The organism is Nocardia sp. CA-107356, from assembly GCF_050946365.1.
GTDB lineage: Bacteria > Actinomycetota > Actinomycetes > Mycobacteriales > Mycobacteriaceae > Nocardia.
In genome coordinates, this window is record NZ_CP191992.1 from 542,428 (window position 1) to 562,158 (window position 19,731).

The window sequence follows — 19,731 nt, forward strand, 5'->3', positions numbered from 1 at the left end:
GGGCTCAGAGATCTTCGCCGAGCGCCTTCAGGGCCAGGTGGTGCAGGGTGCGCCGCTCCTCGTCGTCGAGTCGGTGCAGCACTCGCTCGGCGGCCTGCTCGATGAGTTCATCGGTCTTGCGGCGGTCGGCCCGTCCGGCCTTGGTAATGGAAAGCCGGTACTTGCGTCGGTCCATCGCATCGCGGGTGCGGACCACGAACCCGGCCTCTTCCAGGCCATCGATCAGCCGGACCACCTCGCTGCGGTCGATGCCGAGTGCGCTGGAGACCTGCTGCTGGGACAGGTCGTCGAACTCCTCCAGGCAGACCAGCACCCAATGTTCGCGCAGGGACGTGCCCATTTCGGCGTGCACGGCCTTGTGCAGCTTGCCGAGCGCGTAGGTCGGGAAGCGGAGCAGGCCGCGTGGGTAGATGTGGTCGGCGGGCATTCGCTAATTATATCTATTGTTGAGCACCAATATTGTTGATAGCCTCCACAATCTAGATTGTCTACGAATAGCGGAGGATCCATGTCGGATACTCGAACGGTCGTCGCCGCCACCGCGCCCACACTCGAACCGATCCCTACAGGGGTATGGCGGGTCGCCGGTGTGGTGGTCTTCGGCGCCGTGATGAGCATGTTGGACACGTCACTGGTCAATATCGGCCTGAACACCATCGCCACCGATCTCGGTGCGACGCTGAACAGCGCGCAGTGGATCGCGAGTGGATATCTGCTGGCGCTGGCCGTGACGCTGCCGCTATGCGGCTGGCTTGGACGCCGGTTCGGAATGGATCGGGTCTGGTTGAGCGCGCTCACCGGGTTCACCGTCACCTCGGGGTTGTGTGCGCTTGCGCCGAATATCGGTTGGCTCATCGGGTTACGGATCGCGCAGGGGCTTGCCGCGGGCTTGCTGGTGCCCGCGGGGCAGACGTTGATCGGTCAGATCGCGGGTCCGCATCGGCTGGGTCGGGTGATGAGCGTGGTCGGGATCGCGGTGGTCGCCGCGCCCGCGATCGGCCCGACGATCGGCGGCGTCATGCTTGCGAATCTGGACTGGGAGTGGCTGTTCCTGATCAATATCCCGTTCGGACTGGTGGCGTTCGTACTGGCGCGCCGGGTATTGCCGCGCAGCGAGACGACCGATACCGGGGGTCGATTCGACGCCAGCGGATTCGCGCTGATCGCGGTCGGTTTGTCGGCGCTGGTCTACGGGCTGGGCGAATTCGGCAGTCGCGGTAGCGTTTCCGCGCCGACGGTATGGGTGTCGGTGGTGGTCGGTGCGCTGGCACTCGGCCTGTTCGTGGCGCGGTCGGTGCGCGGGCGCGGCGCGAGTCTGCTCGATGTCGGCTTGTTCCGGCATCCGGTGTTCGCGACCGCGAATGTGGCGAACTTCTTCGCCGGCGCCTCGATGTTCGGGGCAATGTTGGTGCTGCCGTTGTACTTTCAGGTCTTACACGGCGATGGGCTGGTAGCGACGGGGTTGCTGCTCATGTCGTTCGGACTCGGCGGCATTATCGCGATGCCCATCGGCGGCCGGTTGACCGATCGGTACGGCGGGGGTGTTGTCGCGGTGGTGGGCAGTGCGGTGACGGTCGCGGTCACGGTGCCGTTCGCGCTCGGTGATGCGTCGATGAATCCTGTTGTCATACAGGCACTTTTGCTGATTCGCGGCATGGCGACCGGATTGACCGGGATGCCCATCGTGGCTGCGGCCTATGCCGCGGTCCGGCCCGAGCAGATGCCGGATGCGGCGTCGTTCGTCAATATTCTGCAGCGGGTCGGCGGGTCGATCGGGGCGGCGTTGCTGGCGGTGGTGCTGTATCGCGCGGCCGCCGCCGGATTGCCGGTGGATGCCGGGTTCCGGCAAGCATTCTGGTGGATCACCGCCGCCGCCGTGGTTTCGCTGGTCGCGTCAGTGCTGCTGTGGCGCAAGGAGATGCAGCCGAAATAGGGACGCGGTGCGCCTTGCCGACGGCCGCTGGAAGTGGCTGTCGGCAAGGCGCGCAACGGATTACGCGGCCGAGGCGGCGGTGCCGATGCCGAGTGCCGCGAGGATGGCCGCGCTGATCTGCTCGAGCCGATCGCGGACCCGCGGGCGGCGCAGCATGGCGACTGCCCGCGCAGCCAGCAGGGCGAGCAGGATCATCTCCACGGCGGCAATGGTGCATTCGATGGCGCCGAGCGCCAGGGTGTTCACGAAGGTGACATCGGTGAGGAATTGCGGCAGCACCGCCAGGTAGAACAGTCCGACCTTCGGGTTGAACATGCACGAAACCACGCCCGCGGCGAATGCCGAGCGAATCGATGTCACCTCACCCGCGCTCGGCTGCCCGGACGTCTGCGCGGTACCGGCCCCGCGCTGCTTGCGGTGATCGATCAGCGCCCGAATTCCCAAGTACACCAAATAGATTCCACCGATGACCTTCAGTGTCCGGTAGGCCGTCGCGGACTGCTCCAGCAGTGCGGCGACCCCGGCCGCGACCACCACCGCCCAGACGATGCCGCCCAGTGCCGAGCCGATCGCCGCGGCGATGCCGGGTCGCGCGTCCACGATCGAGAATCGCAGCACCAGGAAAGAGTCCGGGCCGGGCGTGATCGACAGTAGAATGCACAGGCCGACAAAGCTGAGCAGCAGGGAAGCGGTCACCTCTCGATGAGACCGCAGATCGCCCGGCTTTGCAAGGTTATTTATTTGAGTGCATGTATATGCACGGGAGTGCCGGCCGGAAACAACGGTTGACACAGCGGCGAGATATCTGTCAGTCTCGGTTCAGGTTATGAGTACCAGCGTCAAGCCCCGGCTAGCTGGTCGGCAACCCTCCTCCGCGGTGGGGTGCTCCGGGTGACGACCGGGCCGCAGCCCAACCGGGTGCGGCAAGCGCGGACTCGGATAATCACCTGGTTACGGGTCCCACAGCCGATGGGATTTTGTGATGACTGCTGTTGTTGACCAGCCCTGTTCCGCCTTCGCCCGGGTCTCCGGCGACGACCTGCAGGTGCCGTTGGTCCAGGGCGGGACGGCCACCTACGCGAACTTCGACTACGCCGCGAGCGCACCGGCATTGGCGCAGGTCACCGAGCGGGTGCAACAGTTGCTGCCGTTCTATGCGAGCGTGCACCGCGGCGCGGGTTACGCCTCGCGGATCTCCACCGAGTGCTACGAGGCGGCCCGCGGTTCCGTCACCCGGTTCCTCGATGCCGCCGACGATCAGGTGGTGGTCTTCACCCGCAACACCACCGATTCGCTCAACCTGCTCGCCGCCTGCGTCCCCGGCGACACCGTGGTGCTGGATATCGAACATCACGCGAACTTCCTGCCCTGGACTCGGCACGGCCGACGCGTCGTCAAGGCCGCCGCGACCGTCGAGGAGACCATCCGTCAGCTGATCGCCGAACTGTGCAGTAAGCCTGCCGCGCTGCTCGCGGTCACCGGCGCCTCCAATGTGACCGGTGAGGTGCTGCCGCTGGAGCGGCTGGCCACCATCGCCCATCAGTGCGGCGCCCGCATCCTGGTCGATGCCGCCCAGTTGGCGCCGCATCGTCGAATCAGCTTGCGCGACATCGGCATCGACTATCTCGCCTTTTCCGGCCACAAACTCTACGCACCGTTCGGTGCGGGAGTGCTCGTCGGACGTCGGGATTGGCTCGATGCCGCCGAACCGTATCTGGCGGGCGGCGGCGCGGTCCGCGAGGTCAGCACCACCCGCGCGGAATGGGCGCCCGCTCCGCAACGTCATGAGGCCGGTTCGCCGAATGTGCTGGGTGCGGCCGCGCTCGCTGCCGCGTGTGACGCGCTCTGTGCGATCGATCCCGAAACCCTCGCCACCCACGAACGCCTGCTCGCCGATCGTCTGCGCACCGGCCTGTCCGCCATTCCCGGCGTCAACCTGTTGCGCATCTGGGACGACAGCCCGGACACCGTCGGCATCGTTGCCTTCACCCTGGACGGATTCGTCCCCGGCCAGGTCGCGGCCTACCTCTCCGCCGAATACGGCATCGGCATCCGAGACGGCCGTTTTTGCGCCCATCCCTTGCTCGACCGCCTCGGGCTCGGCGGCGCTCTGCGTGCCAGCATCGGCCTCGGCACCAGCTCCGCCGATGTGGACCGCCTGGTCGAGGCCATCGCGACACTCGTCGCCACGGGTGCGAACTGGAACTACGCCAGCACCGACGGCCTGTGGAATCCGACCCCCGAGACCCGCCCCTTCACCAGCCTCGACCCGACGGGCGGCGCCGCGCCCTGCTCGATCGGCTAGGCCATGCCGATCTCGCTCTGAGAATTTCGCCGCGCAATTCGCGCCTCCGATGGAACCTGCGCCCCGCCCACTGCGTCTAGGAAGGTGATGGCACTCGTCCGGCCGGGGCGGGGGAACGGAAAGGCGGCTGAATGAATTCGGCAGAGCGGGATGCGCTCCAGTCCTGGACGGACGGGATGCGCGGCCAAGTCGACCATATGACCGATGTGTACGAGCGGCAGCTACAGGAGATCGGCGCGGCCAAATCGGAGCTGGCCAATCTGACCGTGCAGGGCTGGTCGCGGGATCAGCTGGTTCGGGTGACCGCGAATTCGGCGGGTATCCCGCTGGATGTGTGGGTGGCGCCGGAGGCATTCAAGCGCTCGAATCCGCAACGGCTGGGCGCGGCGATGACCGAGGCGGCGCAGGCCGCGGCCCGGTCTGCCAAGGAGCAGCTCGACGCGCGGCTGGCGCCGGTGCTGGCGGCGGTATCCGAGGTCGGCCTGCCCGAGGATCCGTTCGGCGAACTGCCGCCGATCGCGCGGCCCGAGGGAAATATCCTGCCGCCGCCTCCGCCGGAGCCCGAACCGGAGCCGCAGGTGGAGTTCCCGCGCCGGCTGGACGAGGACCCGGACGACGAGGGCCCGCATTGGAAGGGCTGGTAGGTCATGGGCGACAACAACTTCCGGCTCGATCCGGAGCAGTTCCGCTCGATCGCCACCGAAATCGGTTCACTGGGTAGCGAATTCGCCGCCGATGTGGCGGAGTTCACGAGCGCGCTGAGCGCCGACGGCGATGGCATCGGTGATGACGAATTCGGTCGGGCATTTCTGCAGAATTTCCTCGGCCCGTCCGACGACGCAACGCAGATGCTCGACGGTGTGATCAGCCTGCTCGGCTCGATCGAGAAGAAGTTCACCACTGTTGCCGACGCGGTGACCACGACGGATGGCGACTTCGAGTCCGCCGTCGAGAAGATCACCGGCCTGCTCGGCGAAAACAGCAAGGGGTAGCGGCATGGGGTTGTCGATACCACCGGCGTTGCAGCCGGTGGCGGCGGTCGTCGTCTACCGCTGGCCGAAGGCCGATGAGACCAAGCTGTTCCGGTTGGGCAATGCGGCCGAGAAGATGGCGAACAGACTGGAGAAATACTCCGGCAGGATCGACGCCAAATTCCAAGAGGCCCTTGGCCATATCGAAGGCGAGACGCACGATGCGATCGAGCGGTACCGCTCGAAGACCGTGCAGGCGCTCGAGACCCTGACCGACCTGCTGCGCGATATCGCACTGGCGCTGCGGATCTACGCATCGCTGGTCCTGGCCATCAAGTTGTACATCATCTCGATGCTGATCTACACCGCCATCCAGTTGGCTGCGGCGGCCGCGGCGGCGGTGCCGACGTTGGGCGCGAGTACGGCAGAGGCCGCGGCGATGCAGGTCGCGATTCGCACCGCCATCTCCCAGGCGCTGCGCAAGCTCATCCAGCAGATCCTCACCCAGACGGTGATCAAGGCCGCCACCGGCGCATTGACCGGTACCGCGAAGGAATTCCTACTGGAGACGCTGGCAATTGAAGCGGGAACCCGCGACGGCTACGACATCGACCGGCTGACGAAGGCAGGCGAGCGCGGAGCGCTCAGCGGGGGCATCCAGGGTGCGCTCAACAAACTCGGCTTCGACTCGAAGGATACGAAGAAGCTGGCCAACGAGCTCACCACCACCGCCCTCGGACCGGCACGTACGTTCAAGGCGCTGCACGAGGGCGACCCGAGCAGCGGGCAGTCGAACGGTAAGGACAAGCCGGATACGACCACTACGCAGCACGCACCGTATGTGAGTCCGTCGCCCGGGGGTACGACTTTCACCGTCGAGACGTCGGCCGACGATTCCTCACCGCAGCACGCGCCATATGTGACACCATCCACGACGCCCACGCCAACTTCGATCCACGACACGACGGTGCCGGCTTCGACTCACGGTCCCCAGACCGCGAGCCTGTCGATCGTGAGTTCGCCCGGACCGACCGCAACGGAATCGTCCACGGCACCGCCGGAGGAACCGGATGAAGGCGATCCGACCTCGGACTCGACCCGGCCGTCATCGTTGGACCTGGGTGCGGGCGATACCTTCCATACTGAGGTTCGCACGGGCTCATCGCTCGAGCTGTAGCGATCGAACTCTGTTGCTGCCCAGGGGAATTCGACTGCCGTCCGGTCGAGTTCAGTCTTCGAGCGAGGTCGGGCGGTAGTAGCGGCCGCGGTAGTAGAGCAGCGGTGCGGCGGCGGGCTGTTCATCGGTGCTGTCGCGCACTCGGGTGACCAGGCCGACGACGAAGGTGTGGTCGCCGATCGGGATCAGCTGCTGGATGGTGGCCCGAATCCAGATGGGGGTGCCGTGCAGCACCGGCTCGCCGCTGTCCAGGGTCGTCCACAGCGAACGATCGGTGAAGCGTTCATCGGCGGTCCGGGCGAAGCGCTTGGCCAGATCGTGCTGGTGTTCGCCGAGGAAATGGATGACCACCGAGTTGGCCGCTCGCAGCGCGGTCAGGCTCGACGAGGTGTGGGCGATATTGAAGGAGACCAGCGGGGGCTCCAGGGATAGTGATGCGAACGAGGTGGCAGTGAAACCGATCGGACCGTTTACTGAGTCGAGGGTGACCACGGTGACGCCCGACGGATAGTGCCGCATGGAGGCGCGGTATTGCTCGGCGGTGATACCGCTCAGATCATCGGGAATCTGGATGTCGGTCGCAGGCGGTTGAGCATCGGTCACAGCTGCGCCTCGCTAGCGCTCGGCTCCGCCGCGACCGTTGGTGCTGTGTTGATGCTTGTCTCGCTCCGCTCGCTCACATGACGAAACTACGCCGGCTTTGTCCACAATGAACCGTCGAATGGTTGTCGGGTTGATCTCCATTCCGCGGTCCGCGCTGCTCGCCGGACGGGTGCGGAATTCAATCCACGTCGATCGGAAGTCCGGCGGTAATGCGCACCAGTTCGCGAAATGAGGTGCGGAAGACGGTATTCGGATGGCCGCCGGCGGCCCACACCTCCCGGTGCGCGGATAGCGCGTTGTCCACCCAGGTCGGCAGGTTTGTCGGGTGGCCGACCGGTGCGATACCGCCGATGGGCTGACCGGTCACCTCCTGCACCATATCGGCGGGGGCGCGGGTGAGCTTGCCTTCCAGCCGTTCGCCGGTGTGCGCCAGATCCACCTGGTGCGCGCCGGAGACCAGCAGCAGCACCGGATCGTCGTCGAGTAGGAACACCAGTGATTTCGTGATGGCGCCCACATCGATGCCGAGTGCCCGTGCGGCATCGGCGGCGGTGGGCGTGGGAGCGGGCTGAGTGACGATGACACCGTGGTGGCCGCGCGCGATCAGGGTATCGGCGACCCGGCATGCGACTGGTGGAAGTGACCTGCGCATGGAACCAGAGTAGAGCGATTGCGGGCAATACGCCGGGCGAGTTTCGTCCGGTCAGTATTCGGGATACCCGCCGGTGGGTCCGAGCAGCTGGTCGATCCGATCGCGCACCACCCGGGCCAGCTCCGTCATGCTGCGCTGCGAGACATGTTCGTGCACAACTCCGTCGAGGGCCCGATCGAGATCGGATTGGGACAGTGCGAGCAGTTCGACATCCGCCGTGGCCAGCAGCGCGTCGCGATCCGCGTAGGGCCGGGCGTCGGCGAGCGTGGCCGCCCAGGTGACATTGCTGCAGACTTCGAACAGTGCGTGTACGGCATGGCCGCGAGTCATCGCATTGAAATGGTCCAGCCCTATTCCTTGATGCATCAGCATGATGGCCTCCCAGCCAGAGGATGCGGGGTTTGCTGACTCGACCATGATGCGGCCGGCGCCGCCCCGGGAGCCAGTGCGCCGAACCGATTTTGCACAGGATTTACATAGGACACGGACTGGTCGGCTGACTTGCTTACACCTGCTTTACGCTGGACGAATGACTGATTGGCAGGCTTTTACCGTGGAAACCAAGGACCATGTCGCGCAGGTCACACTGACCGGTCCCGGCAAGGGTAATGCGATGGGTCCGGACTTCTGGCGGGAGTTGCCGGAGATCTTCCGCGGGCTGGACGCCGATCCCGAGGTTCGTGCCATTGTGCTCACCGGTTCCGGGAAACATTTCTCCTACGGACTCGACCTGCCCGCTATGGCCGGGACGTTCGGTCCGCTGATGGCGGATAAGGCCCTGGCCGCGCCGCGCACCGACTTCCTCTATGAGGTGCGCCGGATGCAGGCCGCGGTGACCGCCGTGGCCGACTGCCGCAAGCCGGTTATCGCCGCGGTCTCCGGCTGGTGCATCGGCGGCGGGCTGGATCTGATCGCCGCCGCCGATATCCGCTACGCGAGCGCGGACGCGAAGTTCAGCCTGCGCGAGGCGAAGGTTGCGATCGTTGCCGATATCGGGTCGCTGCACCGGCTGCCCGGCATCATCGGTGAGGGGCATCTGCGCGAACTCGCCTACACCGGTAAGGACATCGACGCGGCGCGTGCCGAGAAGATCGGCCTGGTCAACGATGTATTCGCCGATCAGGACACGACACTCGACGCGGCGCACGCCATCGCGCGCGAGATCGCCGCGAACCCGCCGCTGGTGGTGCAGGGCGCGAAGGATGTGCTCGAGCAGCGCACCAAGGATCAGGTGGCGGCCGGGCTGCGCTACGTCTCCGCGTGGAACTCGGCGTTCCTGCCGTCCGAGGACCTGACCGAGGCCATCCAGTCGGTATTCGAGAAGCGAGCCCCGGAGTTCAAGGGCCGGTAAAGGCCGTTTAATTGCTTGCCCTAGTCGCTAGGTCGTCTACATACTTGTATCACGCAACTAATTGATTGACGCAAGTAAAGGTGAGTCGAGTGGATGAGGACGAGCGGTCGGTCGACACGATCGCGATTCAGCTCACCCGGCTGCAGCGCATCCGCGAGCGAACCGCCGCGCAGCTGCGGACCAGGGACGGTGTGGATCCCGCGGCCTTCGCGATCTTGTTCCGGCTGCTCTGTGACGGGCCGATGCGTTCGGGCGCGCTGGCCGACGCGGTGCATTCGGATGCGTCGACGATCAGTCGGCACGTCGCCCATCTGGTCGAGCGGCAGCTGGTCGAGCGGCAGGCCGATCGCAACGATGGCCGCGCCACCGTGCTGGTCGTGACCGAACTCGGTCGCGAGGTCGCCGAGCGGATCCGCCGGCGCAGACACGAGAACCTGACGCGGGTGATGGCGGCTTGGACGCCGCAGGACCGGGTCGCCTTCGCCGGGCTGCTTCGACAGTTCGTCGACGACTACGAGCAGGCCAAACCCGCCATGCTCGCGGCCATCCGCAACGACCAGAACCTGTACGACATTGGGACGGAGAACGATTCGTGACCGCACCGGCCACCGTGGAGGAGTCCACAAGTTTCACGCACCGGGAGATCCTGACGATTCTCAGCGGTCTGCTGCTCGGCATGCTGCTGGCGGCGCTGGACCAGACAATTGTCTCGACCGCGATCCGCACCATCGCCGATGATCTCGACGGCTATTCGATGCAGGCGTGGGCGACCACGGCCTATCTGATCACCGCGACGCTCGCGACGCCGCTCTACGGCAAGTTGTCCGATATGTTCGGCCGCAAGCCGTTCTTCATGGCGGCGATCACGATCTTCGTGGTCGGCTCACTGCTGTGCACAGTGGCGCAGTCGATGTACCAGCTCGCGGCGTTCCGTGCCTTCCAGGGCCTCGGCGCGGGCGGATTGATGTCGCTGGCGTTGACCATCCTCGGCGATATCGTCAGTCCGCGCGAGCGTGCCAAGTACCAGGGTTACTTTCTGGCGGTATTCGGCACCTCCAGCGTGATCGGCCCGGTGCTCGGCGGTGTGTTCGCCGGACAGGACACCATCCTCGGTGTCAGCGGCTGGCGCTGGGTCTTCCTGGTCAACGTCCCGATCGGCCTGATCGCGCTCGCGGTGGTCTCCAAGGTGCTCAAGCTGCCGAAGCGGCCGCACTCCACCGACCGGGTCGACTGGTGGGGTGTGCTGGTGCTCGCGATCGGCTTGGTGCCGCTGCTCATCGTCGCCGAGCAGGGGCGCGAATGGGGCTGGGGCAGTGGACGATCCATTCTCTGCTACGTGATCGGCGTGCTCGGTGTGATCGGGTTCGTGCTGGTCGAGAAGGTAATGAAGGATAAGGCGCTGATTCCGCTGCGGATGTTCGCCAATAAGACCTTCGCGCTCGGCGTGCTGATCTCGGTCGTGGTGGGTTCGGCGATGTTCGGCGGTATTTCACTGCTGCCGCAGTATCTGCAGGTGGTGCGCGGAGCCAGCCCGACGATGGCGGGTCTGCAGATGCTGCCGATGGTGCTCGGCATGATGTCGGGTTCGATCGTTTCCGGTCAGCTCATTTCGCGTACCGGGCGCTACCGTGCCTTTCCGCTCATCGGTGCGACCATGCTGACGCTCGGCCTGTTCCTGTTGCACTTCGTGACTGCCGATACCCCGCTGTGGGTTGCGATGATCTTTATGGTCTGCACCGGATTCGGACTCGGCAATCTCATGCAGCCGCTGACCATCGCGGTGCAGAATGCGTTGCCGCCCAAGGACATGGGCGTCTCCACCGCCGCCGCGACCTTCTTCCGACAGATCGGCGGCACGCTGGGTGTCGCGGTATTCCTGTCGATTCTGTTCGCGCAGCTGACGCCGAATATCTCCACCGAGATGCAGTCCGCGGCCAACGATCCGGCCTTCCAGCATGCGGTGGTCGAGGCTGCGCACAGCAGCAATCCGGCCGATGCCGCGCTCGCGAAAGGCCTACTCGCGCAGGATACTTCGGCGGCCGGTAGCGTGCTGAAGGACAGCTCGATCGTGCAGCAGCTGAGTCCGGAGCTGGCACGGCCGTTCAAGGTCGGGTTCGCCGAATCGATGTCGACGGTATTCCTGTCGGTGACCGGTATCGCGCTGCTCGCGCTGATCCTGGTGCTGTTCTGGAAGGAAGTGCCGCTGCGGATGGTCGCCGGCCTCGAGGCGGCCAAAGGTGACGCGGCGGCGAATGGTGCCGGGCCGGACGTCGTGGAGCGCACGGGCTTGTTGACCGCGGGTGGCGAGGCACTGAGCCCGTCCGAGGACACCATGGACGCAATTGCGGCAAATGGTGCCGCGACGTCGTCGAACGGCGTCGGATCAACATCGAGTACGGCCGGGTCGGTCTGAATCCCTCGGACGCGTAGTCGGCGGTGCGGTCGGACTCCTCGGGGTCCGACCGCACCGCCCTGCTCCGGTCCAGTGCTGTGCCGAGGAGTGCTGGACACGTCGTCCGACATACCCGCCTTCTCTTCCACAGCCTGTGCAGGCAGGTCCACACGCTTCCAGCGTGGGGTTGCGTTGTGGGTCCGTCGAGCGGAGTCATACGGCGGTAAACGCCGCGGGCGGATTCAAGCGGTCAATGCAACATCGGGTGGGTTGACCGCCGCGGTGTTGAGCCACCATTCGACTACGCTCGACGGGGTGAGGTGCCGCGTGGTGGCGTGGACTACCGTCGGTTTGTGGTGATGTGGTGGAAGCGCTGACCATGCGATATGTGTGGGTTCGGCTGCGGCGGGTGCCGGGCGCGGTTGGGTATCTGGCGGTCGGTGGTGCGACCTCGGTGTTGGCCATGTTCGCGGTGATCGGTCTGCTCGTTGTGGCGGCGCTGAGTCTGATCGGTGTGGGGATTCCGGCGATTCCCGAGGCGATTCGGATGATCCGGCCCCTGATCGGAGCTGAACGGCGCAGGGCGGCGCGGCGACTCGGTGCGCCGATCGAGGCGGTATATCGGCCGATGGACGGCGATCTACGGCAGCGGCTCGGGACCGCATGCACCGATCCGGCCAATTGGCGCGATATCGGGTGGCTGCTGTTGCATGCGGTGACCGGGATCTATGTCGCGATTCTGGCGGTCGCGTTGCCGGTCAGTGCGATCAATCAGCTGTGGATTCCGGTGTACTGGCGGTTGCTGCCCGCGGGTACGATCGCCAACTTCGGTTTCACCGTCGACTCGTGGCCGAAGGCAGTGTGGAGCATGGCGATCGCGGTGCCGGTCGCCGCGGTGGCTCTGCAACTGCCGATGATCGCGGACTGGCAGGCCGTGGCCGCCCGCGCGCTGCTATCGCCCTCGGAGGATGCCCTGCTGGCCGATCGGGTGGCCGCGCTCACCGCGACCAGGGCGGCCGCGCTGGACGCGCACGGCGCGGAACTGCGGCGGATCGAGCGTGATCTGCACGATGGCGCGCAGGCCAGGATTGCCGCGGTGATCATGCAGCTCGGATTGGCCGATCAACTGCGCGAACAGGATCCGCAAGCGGCGCAGAGCATGGTGCGCAAGGCACAGGACACCGCGACCGTCGCGCTCGCGGAGTTGCGTGATGTGGTGCGCAGTGTCTATCCGCCGGTGCTCTCGGATCGCGGGCTGGCCAGCGCGCTGTCGGCGCTCGCCGCGCGCAGTCCCATTCCGGTGGTGCTGGATTCGACTCGGGTGGGCCGGCTCCCGGCGGCGGTCGAAGCCGCCGCCTATTTCGTCATCGCCGAAGCTTTGACGAATGCCACCAAACACTCTGGAGCCCAGTCCATTTCGATTGTGCTCGGTAGTGCCGCCGAGATGTTGACGATCGAGATCGCCGATGACGGTGCCGGCGGTGCGCGGGAAGCGTACGGCGGCGGGCTGGCCGGCATCCGGCGACGGGCCGAGGCGCTGGACGGACGGATGGGGCTCACCAGTCCGGTCGGTGGCCCTACTGTGTTGCGAGTGGAGCTGCCGTGCGGGTCGTGATCGCCGAGGATGACGCCCTCCTGCGGGAGGGTTTGGTGTTGTTGCTGAATACCGCGGGTATCGAGGTAGCCGCGGCGTTCGACAATGCGGACGATTTCCTCGCCGCGGTGGCCGCCGACCGCCCGGATGCGGTGGTCGTCGACATTCGATTGCCGCCGACATTCACCGATGACGGCCTGCGCGCCGCCGTGCGCGCCCGCGAGCTGCATCCCGGCCTGCCGGTGCTTGTGTTGTCGTCGTATGTGGAGGACTCCTACGCCGCCGAACTACTCGGCGACGGTGCCGGTGGCGTCGGCTACCTGCTCAAGGAGCGGGTCGGCAAGGTCGACCGATTCCTCGATTCGCTGCGTCGCGTCGCCGACGGCGGTACCGCGATGGATCCCGAAGTGATCTCGCAATTGTTGGTGCGGCGTAAGGCGGACGATCCGTTGGCCGCATTGACCGCCCGCGAGCGCGAGGTGCTCGCATTGATGGCGGAGGGGCACAGCAATACGACCATTGCCGAGCGGTTGGTGGTCACCGAAGGTGCTGTGCACAAACATATTCGGAGTATTTTCGCGAAGCTCGGATTGGCGACCGATGAGGTCGGACATCGCCGTGTACTCGCCGTGCTCGCGTATCTGAATGCGTGAATTCGGGATCGCCCGAACCACATTGTGGTTCGGGCGATCCCGTGTCGGTCAGTCCGCGTGGCAGGTCACGTCCGCGGTCGGGAGCGTGCCGTCGCGGAGGTAGGTGTTCACCACGTCGTAGGTGCAGTTGTTCGGGTAGTTCCCGAAGATCCAGTGGATGGGAACATCCTGCAAGGTGACCATGCGGGATGCGGTCAGATCCCGGTGCATGGCGACCGCACCCGGATAGGACGTACGGCTGTCGCCGGTGGACTGCACGATCAGCGTCGGCACCGAATTGCGTACCTGCGTGGGCGATTCGGCGGGCGGAGCCCAGAACGCACACGATGTCAGATTATTGACGAAATCGCCGAATACCGGTTGGCTGGCGCGGGCGGCTTCGATATTGCCCCAGTACCAAGCCGGATCCCTTGGTGCTGCCACATCGCCGCACATGATGGCGAGCTGTGCCGAACTGTCACGTGGCTGTGCGTTGAGCATGAAGGCCAGCGCCGAGTGCAATTCGGGTGCGAGCTCGACCGTCTTGCCGTCGGCAGCGTCGGCGAGCTGACGCACGGTGGCGGCCAGCGTCGGATACTTTTGCGGGGCGTCCAGTTCGGTGAACAGCAGTACCGGCAGGGTGTGGTCGTCGATGGTGAAGTCGCCGAACCGGATCGGGTCCGCGGCCGAGCGGCGGATCAGCTCCAGTACTTTGTCGCGGACCTGTTGGCGGGTTGCGCCCAGGTGATATTCGTTCTCGTGCGCGGCGGTCCAGTCCGCCCACAGATCCAGCGCCGCCTCATTGGCCGGGCCCATATCCTGCATCATGCCGACGGGCCCGTACCGATCCGGATCGACGGTGCTGTCCAATACGATGCGGTCACTGCGCTGCGGAAACATCTGGGTGAAGACCGCTCCCAGGTAGGTGCCGTATGAGGTGCCGAAGTAGCTGACCCGCTGCTCGCCGAGCGCACCGCGGATCACATCCATATCCCGCGCGGTGTTGCGCGTGGTGAAGTAGCGCAATCGCTCGCCCTCGCCGGTGGCGCAGCGGGTCGCCAGATCACTCTGTACGGCAACGGATTCGGCGAAACCGGCGGCGTCGATACCGGCGGCTTGCAGGCCGAAGCCACGCGGCCAGTGACAGTCGACCGGTGACGAGCGCCCGACCCCGCGCGGGTCGATGCCGATCAGGTCATAGCGGGCCCGCACGTCGGGGGTCATCGCCGCGCCGACATCGACCATGAAGTCGAGCCCCTCCCCGCCGGGTCCGCCGGAGTTGGACAGCATCACTCCGTGCCGCAGTGCGGGATCGGTCGCGGCCATGCGCGAGATCGCCACGGTGATCGTCTCGCCTTGTGGAGCACTGTAATTCAGCGGCACAGTCACATCGGCGCACTGGGCGTGGGCCTGGTCCAGGCGCGGGTTGTCGCACGACTTCCATTGCAGCGCTTGACTATAGAAGCGCTCTAAGGCCGGACCGTTCGTGTCGGCAGGGGTGGCGCAGGCCAGTCCCGCGCCCGCCAGCAGAACGGCGAAGCCGGCCATCGCCACCTTTTTGCGTAGCACTATCGATCCTCCGCTTCTCGGTCGCATGTTTCGCTGGTCATCTGCCGCAGATGGCAATATCGAATACCTTCTCGACGGCGTCGAAGGCCGCTTGACCGGCGGGCAGTTGGTTCGTGCTCACCACCACCGCGGTCCCGTCGGCGGCGACGCCGGTGCGGACTTCGAAGCCGGGGATGCTGCCGCCGTGTCCCCAGACCTCCTTGCCGCACGACACGGGACGGTGGATCAGTCCTAATCCGTAGCCCTCGCCGGAGCTGCGGTCGAACGGGACGGTCTGCTGCATCTGAGCGAGTTGCGCTGCGGGCAATAGCTTTCCGCTCAACAATGCGGTGAAGAATAGATTCACATCCGATCCGGTCGAGATCATCGCGCCCGCTGTGCCCGCCCATGACGTATTCAGTTCGGTGAAATCGATTCGCTTGCCGTCGATTTCGTGATAGCCCGACGGATGGGGATCGTGAATTCCGGTGTCGCCGTCGGTTGGAAAGTACGTCGCTCGCAAGTCGAGCGGTTCGATGATCCTGCGGGTGATCTCCGCGGCGGGCGGTCGGCCGGTGACGCGTTCGATCAGCATGCCGAGCAGGATGTAGTTGGTATTGGTGTAGACCGATTTCGCGCCGGGTTCGAAGTTCGGCGGCATGGTCATGGCCATGCGGACCAGGTCCGCGGGTGCGAACTGTTGTCGGCGGCCCGCGTCCGAGGTGGGGTCGAGTTGATTGCCCGCGGTTTCCATGCCGCCCTCGGCGCTGCCATGTCCCAAGTAGTCGGGCACACCACTGGTGTGCTGTAGCAACTGCCGCACGGTTATCCGGTTGCCGTCGTTCCCACTGCCCTGCACCACACCTGGGAGATACCGTTCCACGGGTGCGTCGAGTTCGACCTTGCCCTCGGCCACCAATTGGAGAATCACCGTCGCTACGAAGGTTTTGGTATTGCTGCCGATCCGGAGCTGCGCGTTATCGGCGAACGGCGCACCCGTCCGCAGGTCGCCGACGCCCGCGGTCAGCGTGCGGTGCCCGCCCGGACCGTCGATCACCGCCTGCACGCCGGGGAAGCCGCTGTTGACCACCTGCTCCATCGCAGCGGTCAGTTCCTGCGATGGTGTCGAGGTGGTGGACGTCGCGCAAGCCGCGGTGGCCAGGATCGCCGCCACCGCGATTCCCGATAACGCGACCCTGCTGGAACCGCGCAGACATACCTTCATGAGCAGTGATTTCCTCCCGTTCGAGCGCAGGAGTCATCGTTGCTCCCTCGCAATTCGAGCCTAGAAATCCGGGCCTGTCGCGCCTATGCCGTGTGCACCCGAAGTCCGGGTAGGGCCCACTGGTGTGAGTTGGTAGTGCCAGCACTACCAACAAACAAGTGCGGCGAAAACCCCTCGAGCACAAGGCAAGGTAAAGAAGGTGGCATTGCCCAAGGGGGCGATCTTCGAGCCCTAGGGTTGGCTGTTCAGGACGCACCGCGTCCCTACGGTAAGCGAGGTAATCATTCGACCTCGCTTTCAGGAGCAGTGAAATGCGAATCAAGTCCCTCATCGCGGCTGGCCTTCTCGCCACCGCCGCCGTCGCCGGGGTGTCGACGGCGGCCACCGCCTCGGCCGCCACGGGCTACTACTACGGCACCTACGCCACCTACGCGGCATGTTCGTCGGACGGCGCCTCGCCCGCGACCGGCGGCTACTACTGGGAGTGCGTCGACACCTACAGCGGATGGGAGCTGTACATCTACTACTGAGCTGATGCGCTGCTCGAATTCGGTATCACCGCACTGTAATTCGAGCTCGAAGGGACATCCGGTCGATCCGGATGTCCCTTTCGCATATCCGGCCCAGCATACCGAGGTTGGTAGCCCTGTTGTCCGCTAAACGGACCGTCCACGTGGATGTCTCGGAGGTGGCGCAACTTCCGTCCAATACGCGTGCCGAATCGCATCCCACAACCGCGATAGTTCGGGGAATTGCTCGCGCATCTGCACAAGGTCGAGGGCCGATGCCGCGGTGAACGAAACTAAAGGCTCGTCGGACCCGTTGCACACCACCATAATCCGAATGTGGTGCTGGTCTATCCGCCATTCGGCCAGCCAGCCGTCGATCTCGGTGCGATGCATGTCCATTCGCGGATGCGCGCTATCGGGTTCGCGCATTGTCGGGGTCGTGCGCCAGCCGCTCGAGCCGGTCCAGCACCGCACGTAACGTCCCCAGTCCCGGACCGTCATGCCGCGGTGCATCGGTCCCCGGTGTCGGCGGGTAGTCGATACCTCGGGCAGCGGCTCGTTCACGCGGACTCAACGACTGCGGAACCATTCGACCCGCCAGGACGAGCGTGTGTCGGGCCGCCGCTTTCCACATGCACTGATGGATATGGCAAGTGCGATGCTGCTGCGACAGCACATGCGCCAACTCCACGTCCGCGGAATCGCACAACGTCTGCGGCGCAACGAATATCTGTCGCCCGGTCGCGCTGCCGACACCATTTCGGGCACTGGTGATATCCGGGCGGGCGTCGATTTCCCATCCCTCGTCGTCAACGAGAGACCATGACCCGTCTGTGCGTTGGAGATATCGCGGACCGTCCTTCGGTGCTATCGCGAGTTTCCGGGCGTCCTCATCATCAAATTGCGCGGGTTCTTTCATGGCCTACCCCCTAACGTCGTCCGGTTATGGGCACCCGCTGCCGGGGAGCCGATAGGGCACGGCATCGACCCGGCAGCGGGGCTAGGAAGCACGCTAAGTGTCCGTTTCTGGGTGGTCGGGTACGGTTTGTACCCCTCACAGGTGCGCCCACGTCCGGTTACGCTGGAACCACTCGAACCAACCGGGCGAAGGGGGTGCGGCGATGTACAGCCCTGACGACAGCGCGCCAGTCGGCGAACGGATCAAGTGGCAGCGTGAGCGCATCGGCATGTCGCGGCGCGTGCTGTCGGGGCTGCTCGGCCGGTCGGCCGAGTGGCTGAAAGCAGTAGAGAACGGCCGCATCCAAACTCCTCGTCTGCCAATGCTCTTGCGGATCGCGCGAGCACTCGAGCTCGAAGACCTGGCCGAGCTGACCGGCAACGACCACGCCGTACCGGTATCGGTATTCGCTGGTGAGCGACACTTCGCGCTCAACGAAGTGCAAGCGGCGCTGACCGACTTCCGGCTGAGCCCAGCGGAACGCCCAGTAAGCGCCGAGCACGTGACCGAGCGGCTGTGGCAGGCATGGCGTGTTCGCCACGCCAGCCCGGATCACCGCAGTCAGCTCGGCGCGCTACTGCCCGGATTGATCAGGGATGCGCAGCGCGCGGCTCGCTCGACCGGGGACGAACGCCGAGCCGCCCGGCGTGCGTTGGCCGGTGTCTATCAGCTCACTGACTTCTACGTCGCGTATCAGCCTGCGCCCGAGTTGGTTTGGCTCGTCGCCGACCGCGCGCTGAACGAGTCGTATGAAGCCGACGACCCGTACATCATCGCGTGTAGTGCGTGGGCGATGGTGCAGGCACTGCGCGACTCGGGCCGCTGGTTCGAGGCAATAGTGTTGGCGCGCAACGCGATAGACCAAATATCGCCGTACCTGGACAGAGACGGGACCGCCGACGACTGGCACGGAATCGCAGGTGCCCTCGAGGCCGAGATCGCCTATGTGCATGCGCGCCGAGGCCGCTACGGCGAAGCCTGGGAACATTGGGAATGCGCCGACCGGACGGCTCGCCAGCTGGGCCCTGGATATCGGCATGTGCAGACATCGTTCTCGATGCCGGTGATGTCGGCACACGCGACCACGCTTGGTGTAGAGCTGCGCCGACCTGGCGAGGCGTTGCGCGCGTCCAACGAATTCGACGCTGACCGGATAGCTTCGCTGCCGCGTCGGAGCCGTCATTTCATCGAGGTAGCCCGCGCCCATTTCCAGCGCGACGAGTCGACCGCGGTTCTCGCGATGCTCGACAAGTCGGAGCGCACCGCATCCGAAACGATCCGGTACAACGGCTACGCCCGCGAGATGCTGCACGCTCTCGCGAAGCGCCCTCCATCGGGGATGCGCGACGACGTCCGGGAACTGTGTCAGCGCGTCGGCGTTGCTGGTTAGCTACCTTTTCCTACACAGCCGTAGAGCGTTCGATCCATTCGGCGTAACTGTCGATACACCACTCGACCGGGGTTGCGGTCACTTCCGGGCTGTCCCACGGATGCAGCTCGGCAATACGTGCCGCCAAGCGGTCACGCATCGCCGCTGAGGTGCGTAGTGTGACCCGCCACTCTTCGCCTTCGCCTAATTCGTCGAGGTGCCGGAACACCGAGATCGCCGGACCGGTGATCTCGGCACCGGCCGCGAGCCGCTCGGCGACCGCGGTCCGCGCGATACTTCGCGCATCGCCTTCAGTCGGCGTTGTGGAGGTAACGGACCACACTCGTGGCGTTGTCATGCAGCCACACTAGGTCGTCGATGCTGGCCCACCCGTTGAACGGGTTCCGTTGGGGCAGGCGAGTGCGGCTCGTTCGACAACCCTGCCCGGTCCGACTCGGCTCGACAGTGCGCAGGCTTCGCTGCGGGCGCCTCGGGTCGCTGCCATGTGCGGA

The 19,731-nt window shown here is 65.5% G+C and carries 21 protein-coding genes and 1 riboswitch; of the genes, 13 read left to right on the forward strand and 8 right to left on the reverse strand.

The genetic code is table 11. The annotated features are described in order from the left end of the window. Nucleotides 1-4 precede the first annotated feature (4 nt). Nucleotides 5-427, reverse strand: coding sequence for a MarR family winged helix-turn-helix transcriptional regulator (locus ACQP1G_RS02440; RefSeq protein WP_433197921.1), 423 nt, complete (start codon nucleotides 425-427; stop codon nucleotides 5-7). 81 nt (nucleotides 428-508) lie between these two features. Between ACQP1G_RS02440 and ACQP1G_RS02445 the strand changes: the two genes are divergently transcribed. Continuing rightward, nucleotides 509-1,933, forward strand: a complete 1,425-nt coding sequence (locus ACQP1G_RS02445; protein ID WP_433197923.1) for an MDR family MFS transporter — start codon at nucleotides 509-511, stop codon at nucleotides 1,931-1,933. A gap of 60 nt (nucleotides 1,934-1,993) precedes the next feature. On the opposite strand, the gene ACQP1G_RS02450 is transcribed toward ACQP1G_RS02445, so the two are convergent. Beyond that, complete coding sequence (locus tag ACQP1G_RS02450) at nucleotides 1,994-2,629, reverse strand: LysE family translocator (RefSeq protein WP_433197925.1); 636 nt, start codon at nucleotides 2,627-2,629, stop codon at nucleotides 1,994-1,996. A gap of 126 nt (nucleotides 2,630-2,755) precedes the next feature. After that, nucleotides 2,756-2,869, forward strand: a riboswitch (SAM riboswitch). 46 nt (nucleotides 2,870-2,915) lie between these two features. Here ACQP1G_RS02450 and ACQP1G_RS02455 point away from each other — a divergent pair. The 4 genes from ACQP1G_RS02455 to ACQP1G_RS02470 all read left to right on the forward strand — a co-directional run bounded on the left by ACQP1G_RS02455 (nucleotide 2,916) and on the right by ACQP1G_RS02470 (nucleotide 6,386). Next, a complete protein-coding gene (locus tag ACQP1G_RS02455) occupies nucleotides 2,916-4,238 on the forward strand; it encodes an aminotransferase class V-fold PLP-dependent enzyme (protein ID WP_433197927.1) in 1,323 nt (440 codons plus the stop codon). A gap of 131 nt (nucleotides 4,239-4,369) precedes the next feature. Next, the gene (locus ACQP1G_RS02460) at nucleotides 4,370-4,882 is read left to right on the forward strand and encodes a YbaB/EbfC family nucleoid-associated protein (RefSeq protein ID WP_433197929.1); all 513 of its coding nucleotides are present in this window, start codon (nucleotides 4,370-4,372) and stop codon (nucleotides 4,880-4,882) included. Nucleotides 4,883-4,885: 3 nt separating this feature from the next. Further along, complete coding sequence (locus ACQP1G_RS02465) at nucleotides 4,886-5,230, forward strand: hypothetical protein (protein ID WP_433197931.1); 345 nt, start codon at nucleotides 4,886-4,888, stop codon at nucleotides 5,228-5,230. A gap of 4 nt (nucleotides 5,231-5,234) precedes the next feature. Continuing rightward, nucleotides 5,235-6,386, forward strand: a complete 1,152-nt coding sequence (locus ACQP1G_RS02470) for a hypothetical protein (protein ID WP_433197933.1) — start codon at nucleotides 5,235-5,237, stop codon at nucleotides 6,384-6,386. A 51-nt stretch (nucleotides 6,387-6,437) separates the two neighbouring features. Here the strand turns inward: ACQP1G_RS02470 and ACQP1G_RS02475 are convergent, their stop codons facing one another. The 3 genes from ACQP1G_RS02475 to ACQP1G_RS02485 form a co-directional block, all read right to left on the reverse strand. Further along, complete coding sequence (locus tag ACQP1G_RS02475; protein ID WP_433208042.1) at nucleotides 6,438-6,905, reverse strand: flavin reductase family protein; 468 nt, start codon at nucleotides 6,903-6,905, stop codon at nucleotides 6,438-6,440. Between the two features lie 262 nt (nucleotides 6,906-7,167). Next, nucleotides 7,168-7,641, reverse strand: coding sequence for a YbaK/EbsC family protein (locus tag ACQP1G_RS02480; protein WP_433197935.1), 474 nt, complete (start codon nucleotides 7,639-7,641; stop codon nucleotides 7,168-7,170). Nucleotides 7,642-7,692: 51 nt separating this feature from the next. After that, nucleotides 7,693-8,013, reverse strand: a complete 321-nt coding sequence (locus tag ACQP1G_RS02485; RefSeq protein WP_433197937.1) for a 2-oxo-4-hydroxy-4-carboxy-5-ureidoimidazoline decarboxylase — start codon at nucleotides 8,011-8,013, stop codon at nucleotides 7,693-7,695. Between the two features lie 157 nt (nucleotides 8,014-8,170). Between ACQP1G_RS02485 and ACQP1G_RS02490 the strand changes: the two genes are divergently transcribed. The 5 genes from ACQP1G_RS02490 (at nucleotide 8,171) to ACQP1G_RS02510 (ending at nucleotide 13,631) form a co-directional block, all read left to right on the forward strand. Then, nucleotides 8,171-8,992 carry a crotonase/enoyl-CoA hydratase family protein gene (locus ACQP1G_RS02490; protein WP_433197939.1) on the forward strand — a complete coding sequence of 274 codons (822 nt, stop codon included), beginning with the start codon at nucleotides 8,171-8,173 and terminating at the stop codon, nucleotides 8,990-8,992. Between the two features lie 89 nt (nucleotides 8,993-9,081). After that, nucleotides 9,082-9,588, forward strand: a complete 507-nt coding sequence (locus ACQP1G_RS02495; RefSeq protein WP_433197941.1) for a MarR family winged helix-turn-helix transcriptional regulator — start codon at nucleotides 9,082-9,084, stop codon at nucleotides 9,586-9,588. Next, a complete protein-coding gene (locus ACQP1G_RS02500; protein WP_433197943.1) occupies nucleotides 9,585-11,405 on the forward strand; it encodes an MDR family MFS transporter in 1,821 nt (606 codons plus the stop codon). The genes ACQP1G_RS02495 and ACQP1G_RS02500 overlap by 4 nt, the downstream gene beginning before the upstream one ends. A gap of 343 nt (nucleotides 11,406-11,748) precedes the next feature. After that, complete coding sequence (locus tag ACQP1G_RS02505) at nucleotides 11,749-12,999, forward strand: sensor histidine kinase (RefSeq protein WP_433197945.1); 1,251 nt, start codon at nucleotides 11,749-11,751, stop codon at nucleotides 12,997-12,999. Further along, complete coding sequence (locus tag ACQP1G_RS02510; RefSeq protein ID WP_433197947.1) at nucleotides 12,987-13,631, forward strand: response regulator; 645 nt, start codon at nucleotides 12,987-12,989, stop codon at nucleotides 13,629-13,631. The genes ACQP1G_RS02505 and ACQP1G_RS02510 overlap by 13 nt, the downstream gene beginning before the upstream one ends. A 48-nt stretch (nucleotides 13,632-13,679) precedes the next feature. On the opposite strand, the gene ACQP1G_RS02515 is transcribed toward ACQP1G_RS02510, so the two are convergent. Then, nucleotides 13,680-15,179 (reverse strand): alpha/beta fold hydrolase, encoded by a 1,500-nt coding sequence (locus ACQP1G_RS02515; protein ID WP_433197949.1) that lies wholly within the window; start codon nucleotides 15,177-15,179, stop codon nucleotides 13,680-13,682. 37 nt (nucleotides 15,180-15,216) lie between these two features. After that, entirely contained in the window at nucleotides 15,217-16,383 is a 1,167-nt protein-coding gene (locus tag ACQP1G_RS02520; RefSeq protein ID WP_433197951.1) for a serine hydrolase domain-containing protein, read from the reverse strand. 311 nt (nucleotides 16,384-16,694) lie between these two features. On the opposite strand from ACQP1G_RS02520, the gene ACQP1G_RS02525 reads away from it, so the two are divergent. The 3 genes from ACQP1G_RS02525 (at nucleotide 16,695) to ACQP1G_RS02535 (ending at nucleotide 19,240) form a co-directional block, all read left to right on the forward strand. Then, entirely contained in the window at nucleotides 16,695-16,913 is a 219-nt protein-coding gene (locus tag ACQP1G_RS02525) for a hypothetical protein (RefSeq protein WP_433197953.1), read from the forward strand. Nucleotides 16,914-17,538: 625 nt separating this feature from the next. Beyond that, complete coding sequence (locus ACQP1G_RS02530; protein WP_433197955.1) at nucleotides 17,539-17,718, forward strand: hypothetical protein; 180 nt, start codon at nucleotides 17,539-17,541, stop codon at nucleotides 17,716-17,718. 295 nt (nucleotides 17,719-18,013) lie between these two features. Next, on the forward strand, nucleotides 18,014-19,240 hold the full coding sequence (locus tag ACQP1G_RS02535) for a helix-turn-helix domain-containing protein (protein ID WP_433197957.1): 1,227 nt from the start codon (nucleotides 18,014-18,016) through the stop codon (nucleotides 19,238-19,240). A gap of 10 nt (nucleotides 19,241-19,250) precedes the next feature. Here ACQP1G_RS02535 and cutA read toward each other — a convergent pair whose 3' ends face one another. After that, nucleotides 19,251-19,577 (reverse strand): divalent-cation tolerance protein CutA, encoded by a 327-nt coding sequence (gene cutA / locus ACQP1G_RS02540; protein ID WP_433197959.1) that lies wholly within the window; start codon nucleotides 19,575-19,577, stop codon nucleotides 19,251-19,253. Nucleotides 19,578-19,731 lie beyond the last annotated feature (154 nt).

What these genes read in the sequence shown, in the direction of transcription:
- ACQP1G_RS02440 (WP_433197921.1), bottom strand. Translation starts at nt 427, where the DNA reads ATGCCCGCCGACCACATCTACCCACGCGGCCTGCTCCGCTTCCCGACC.
- ACQP1G_RS02445 (WP_433197923.1), top strand. Translation starts at nt 509, where the DNA reads ATGTCGGATACTCGAACGGTCGTCGCCGCCACCGCGCCCACACTCGAA.
- ACQP1G_RS02455 (WP_433197927.1), top strand. Translation starts at nt 2,916, where the DNA reads ATGACTGCTGTTGTTGACCAGCCCTGTTCCGCCTTCGCCCGGGTCTCC.
- ACQP1G_RS02460 (WP_433197929.1), top strand. Translation starts at nt 4,370, where the DNA reads ATGAATTCGGCAGAGCGGGATGCGCTCCAGTCCTGGACGGACGGGATG.
- ACQP1G_RS02465 (WP_433197931.1), top strand. Translation starts at nt 4,886, where the DNA reads ATGGGCGACAACAACTTCCGGCTCGATCCGGAGCAGTTCCGCTCGATC.
- ACQP1G_RS02470 (WP_433197933.1), top strand. Translation starts at nt 5,235, where the DNA reads ATGGGGTTGTCGATACCACCGGCGTTGCAGCCGGTGGCGGCGGTCGTC.
- ACQP1G_RS02475 (WP_433208042.1), bottom strand. Translation starts at nt 6,905, where the DNA reads ATGCGGCACTATCCGTCGGGCGTCACCGTGGTCACCCTCGACTCAGTA.
- ACQP1G_RS02480 (WP_433197935.1), bottom strand. Translation starts at nt 7,641, where the DNA reads ATGCGCAGGTCACTTCCACCAGTCGCATGCCGGGTCGCCGATACCCTG.
- ACQP1G_RS02485 (WP_433197937.1), bottom strand. Translation starts at nt 8,013, where the DNA reads ATGCTGATGCATCAAGGAATAGGGCTGGACCATTTCAATGCGATGACT.
- ACQP1G_RS02490 (WP_433197939.1), top strand. Translation starts at nt 8,171, where the DNA reads ATGACTGATTGGCAGGCTTTTACCGTGGAAACCAAGGACCATGTCGCG.
- ACQP1G_RS02520 (WP_433197951.1), bottom strand. Translation starts at nt 16,383, where the DNA reads ATGAAGGTATGTCTGCGCGGTTCCAGCAGGGTCGCGTTATCGGGAATC.
- ACQP1G_RS02525 (WP_433197953.1), top strand. Translation starts at nt 16,695, where the DNA reads ATGCGAATCAAGTCCCTCATCGCGGCTGGCCTTCTCGCCACCGCCGCC.
- ACQP1G_RS02530 (WP_433197955.1), top strand. Translation starts at nt 17,539, where the DNA reads ATGGCAAGTGCGATGCTGCTGCGACAGCACATGCGCCAACTCCACGTC.
- ACQP1G_RS02535 (WP_433197957.1), top strand. Translation starts at nt 18,014, where the DNA reads ATGTACAGCCCTGACGACAGCGCGCCAGTCGGCGAACGGATCAAGTGG.
- cutA (WP_433197959.1), bottom strand. Translation starts at nt 19,577, where the DNA reads ATGACAACGCCACGAGTGTGGTCCGTTACCTCCACAACGCCGACTGAA.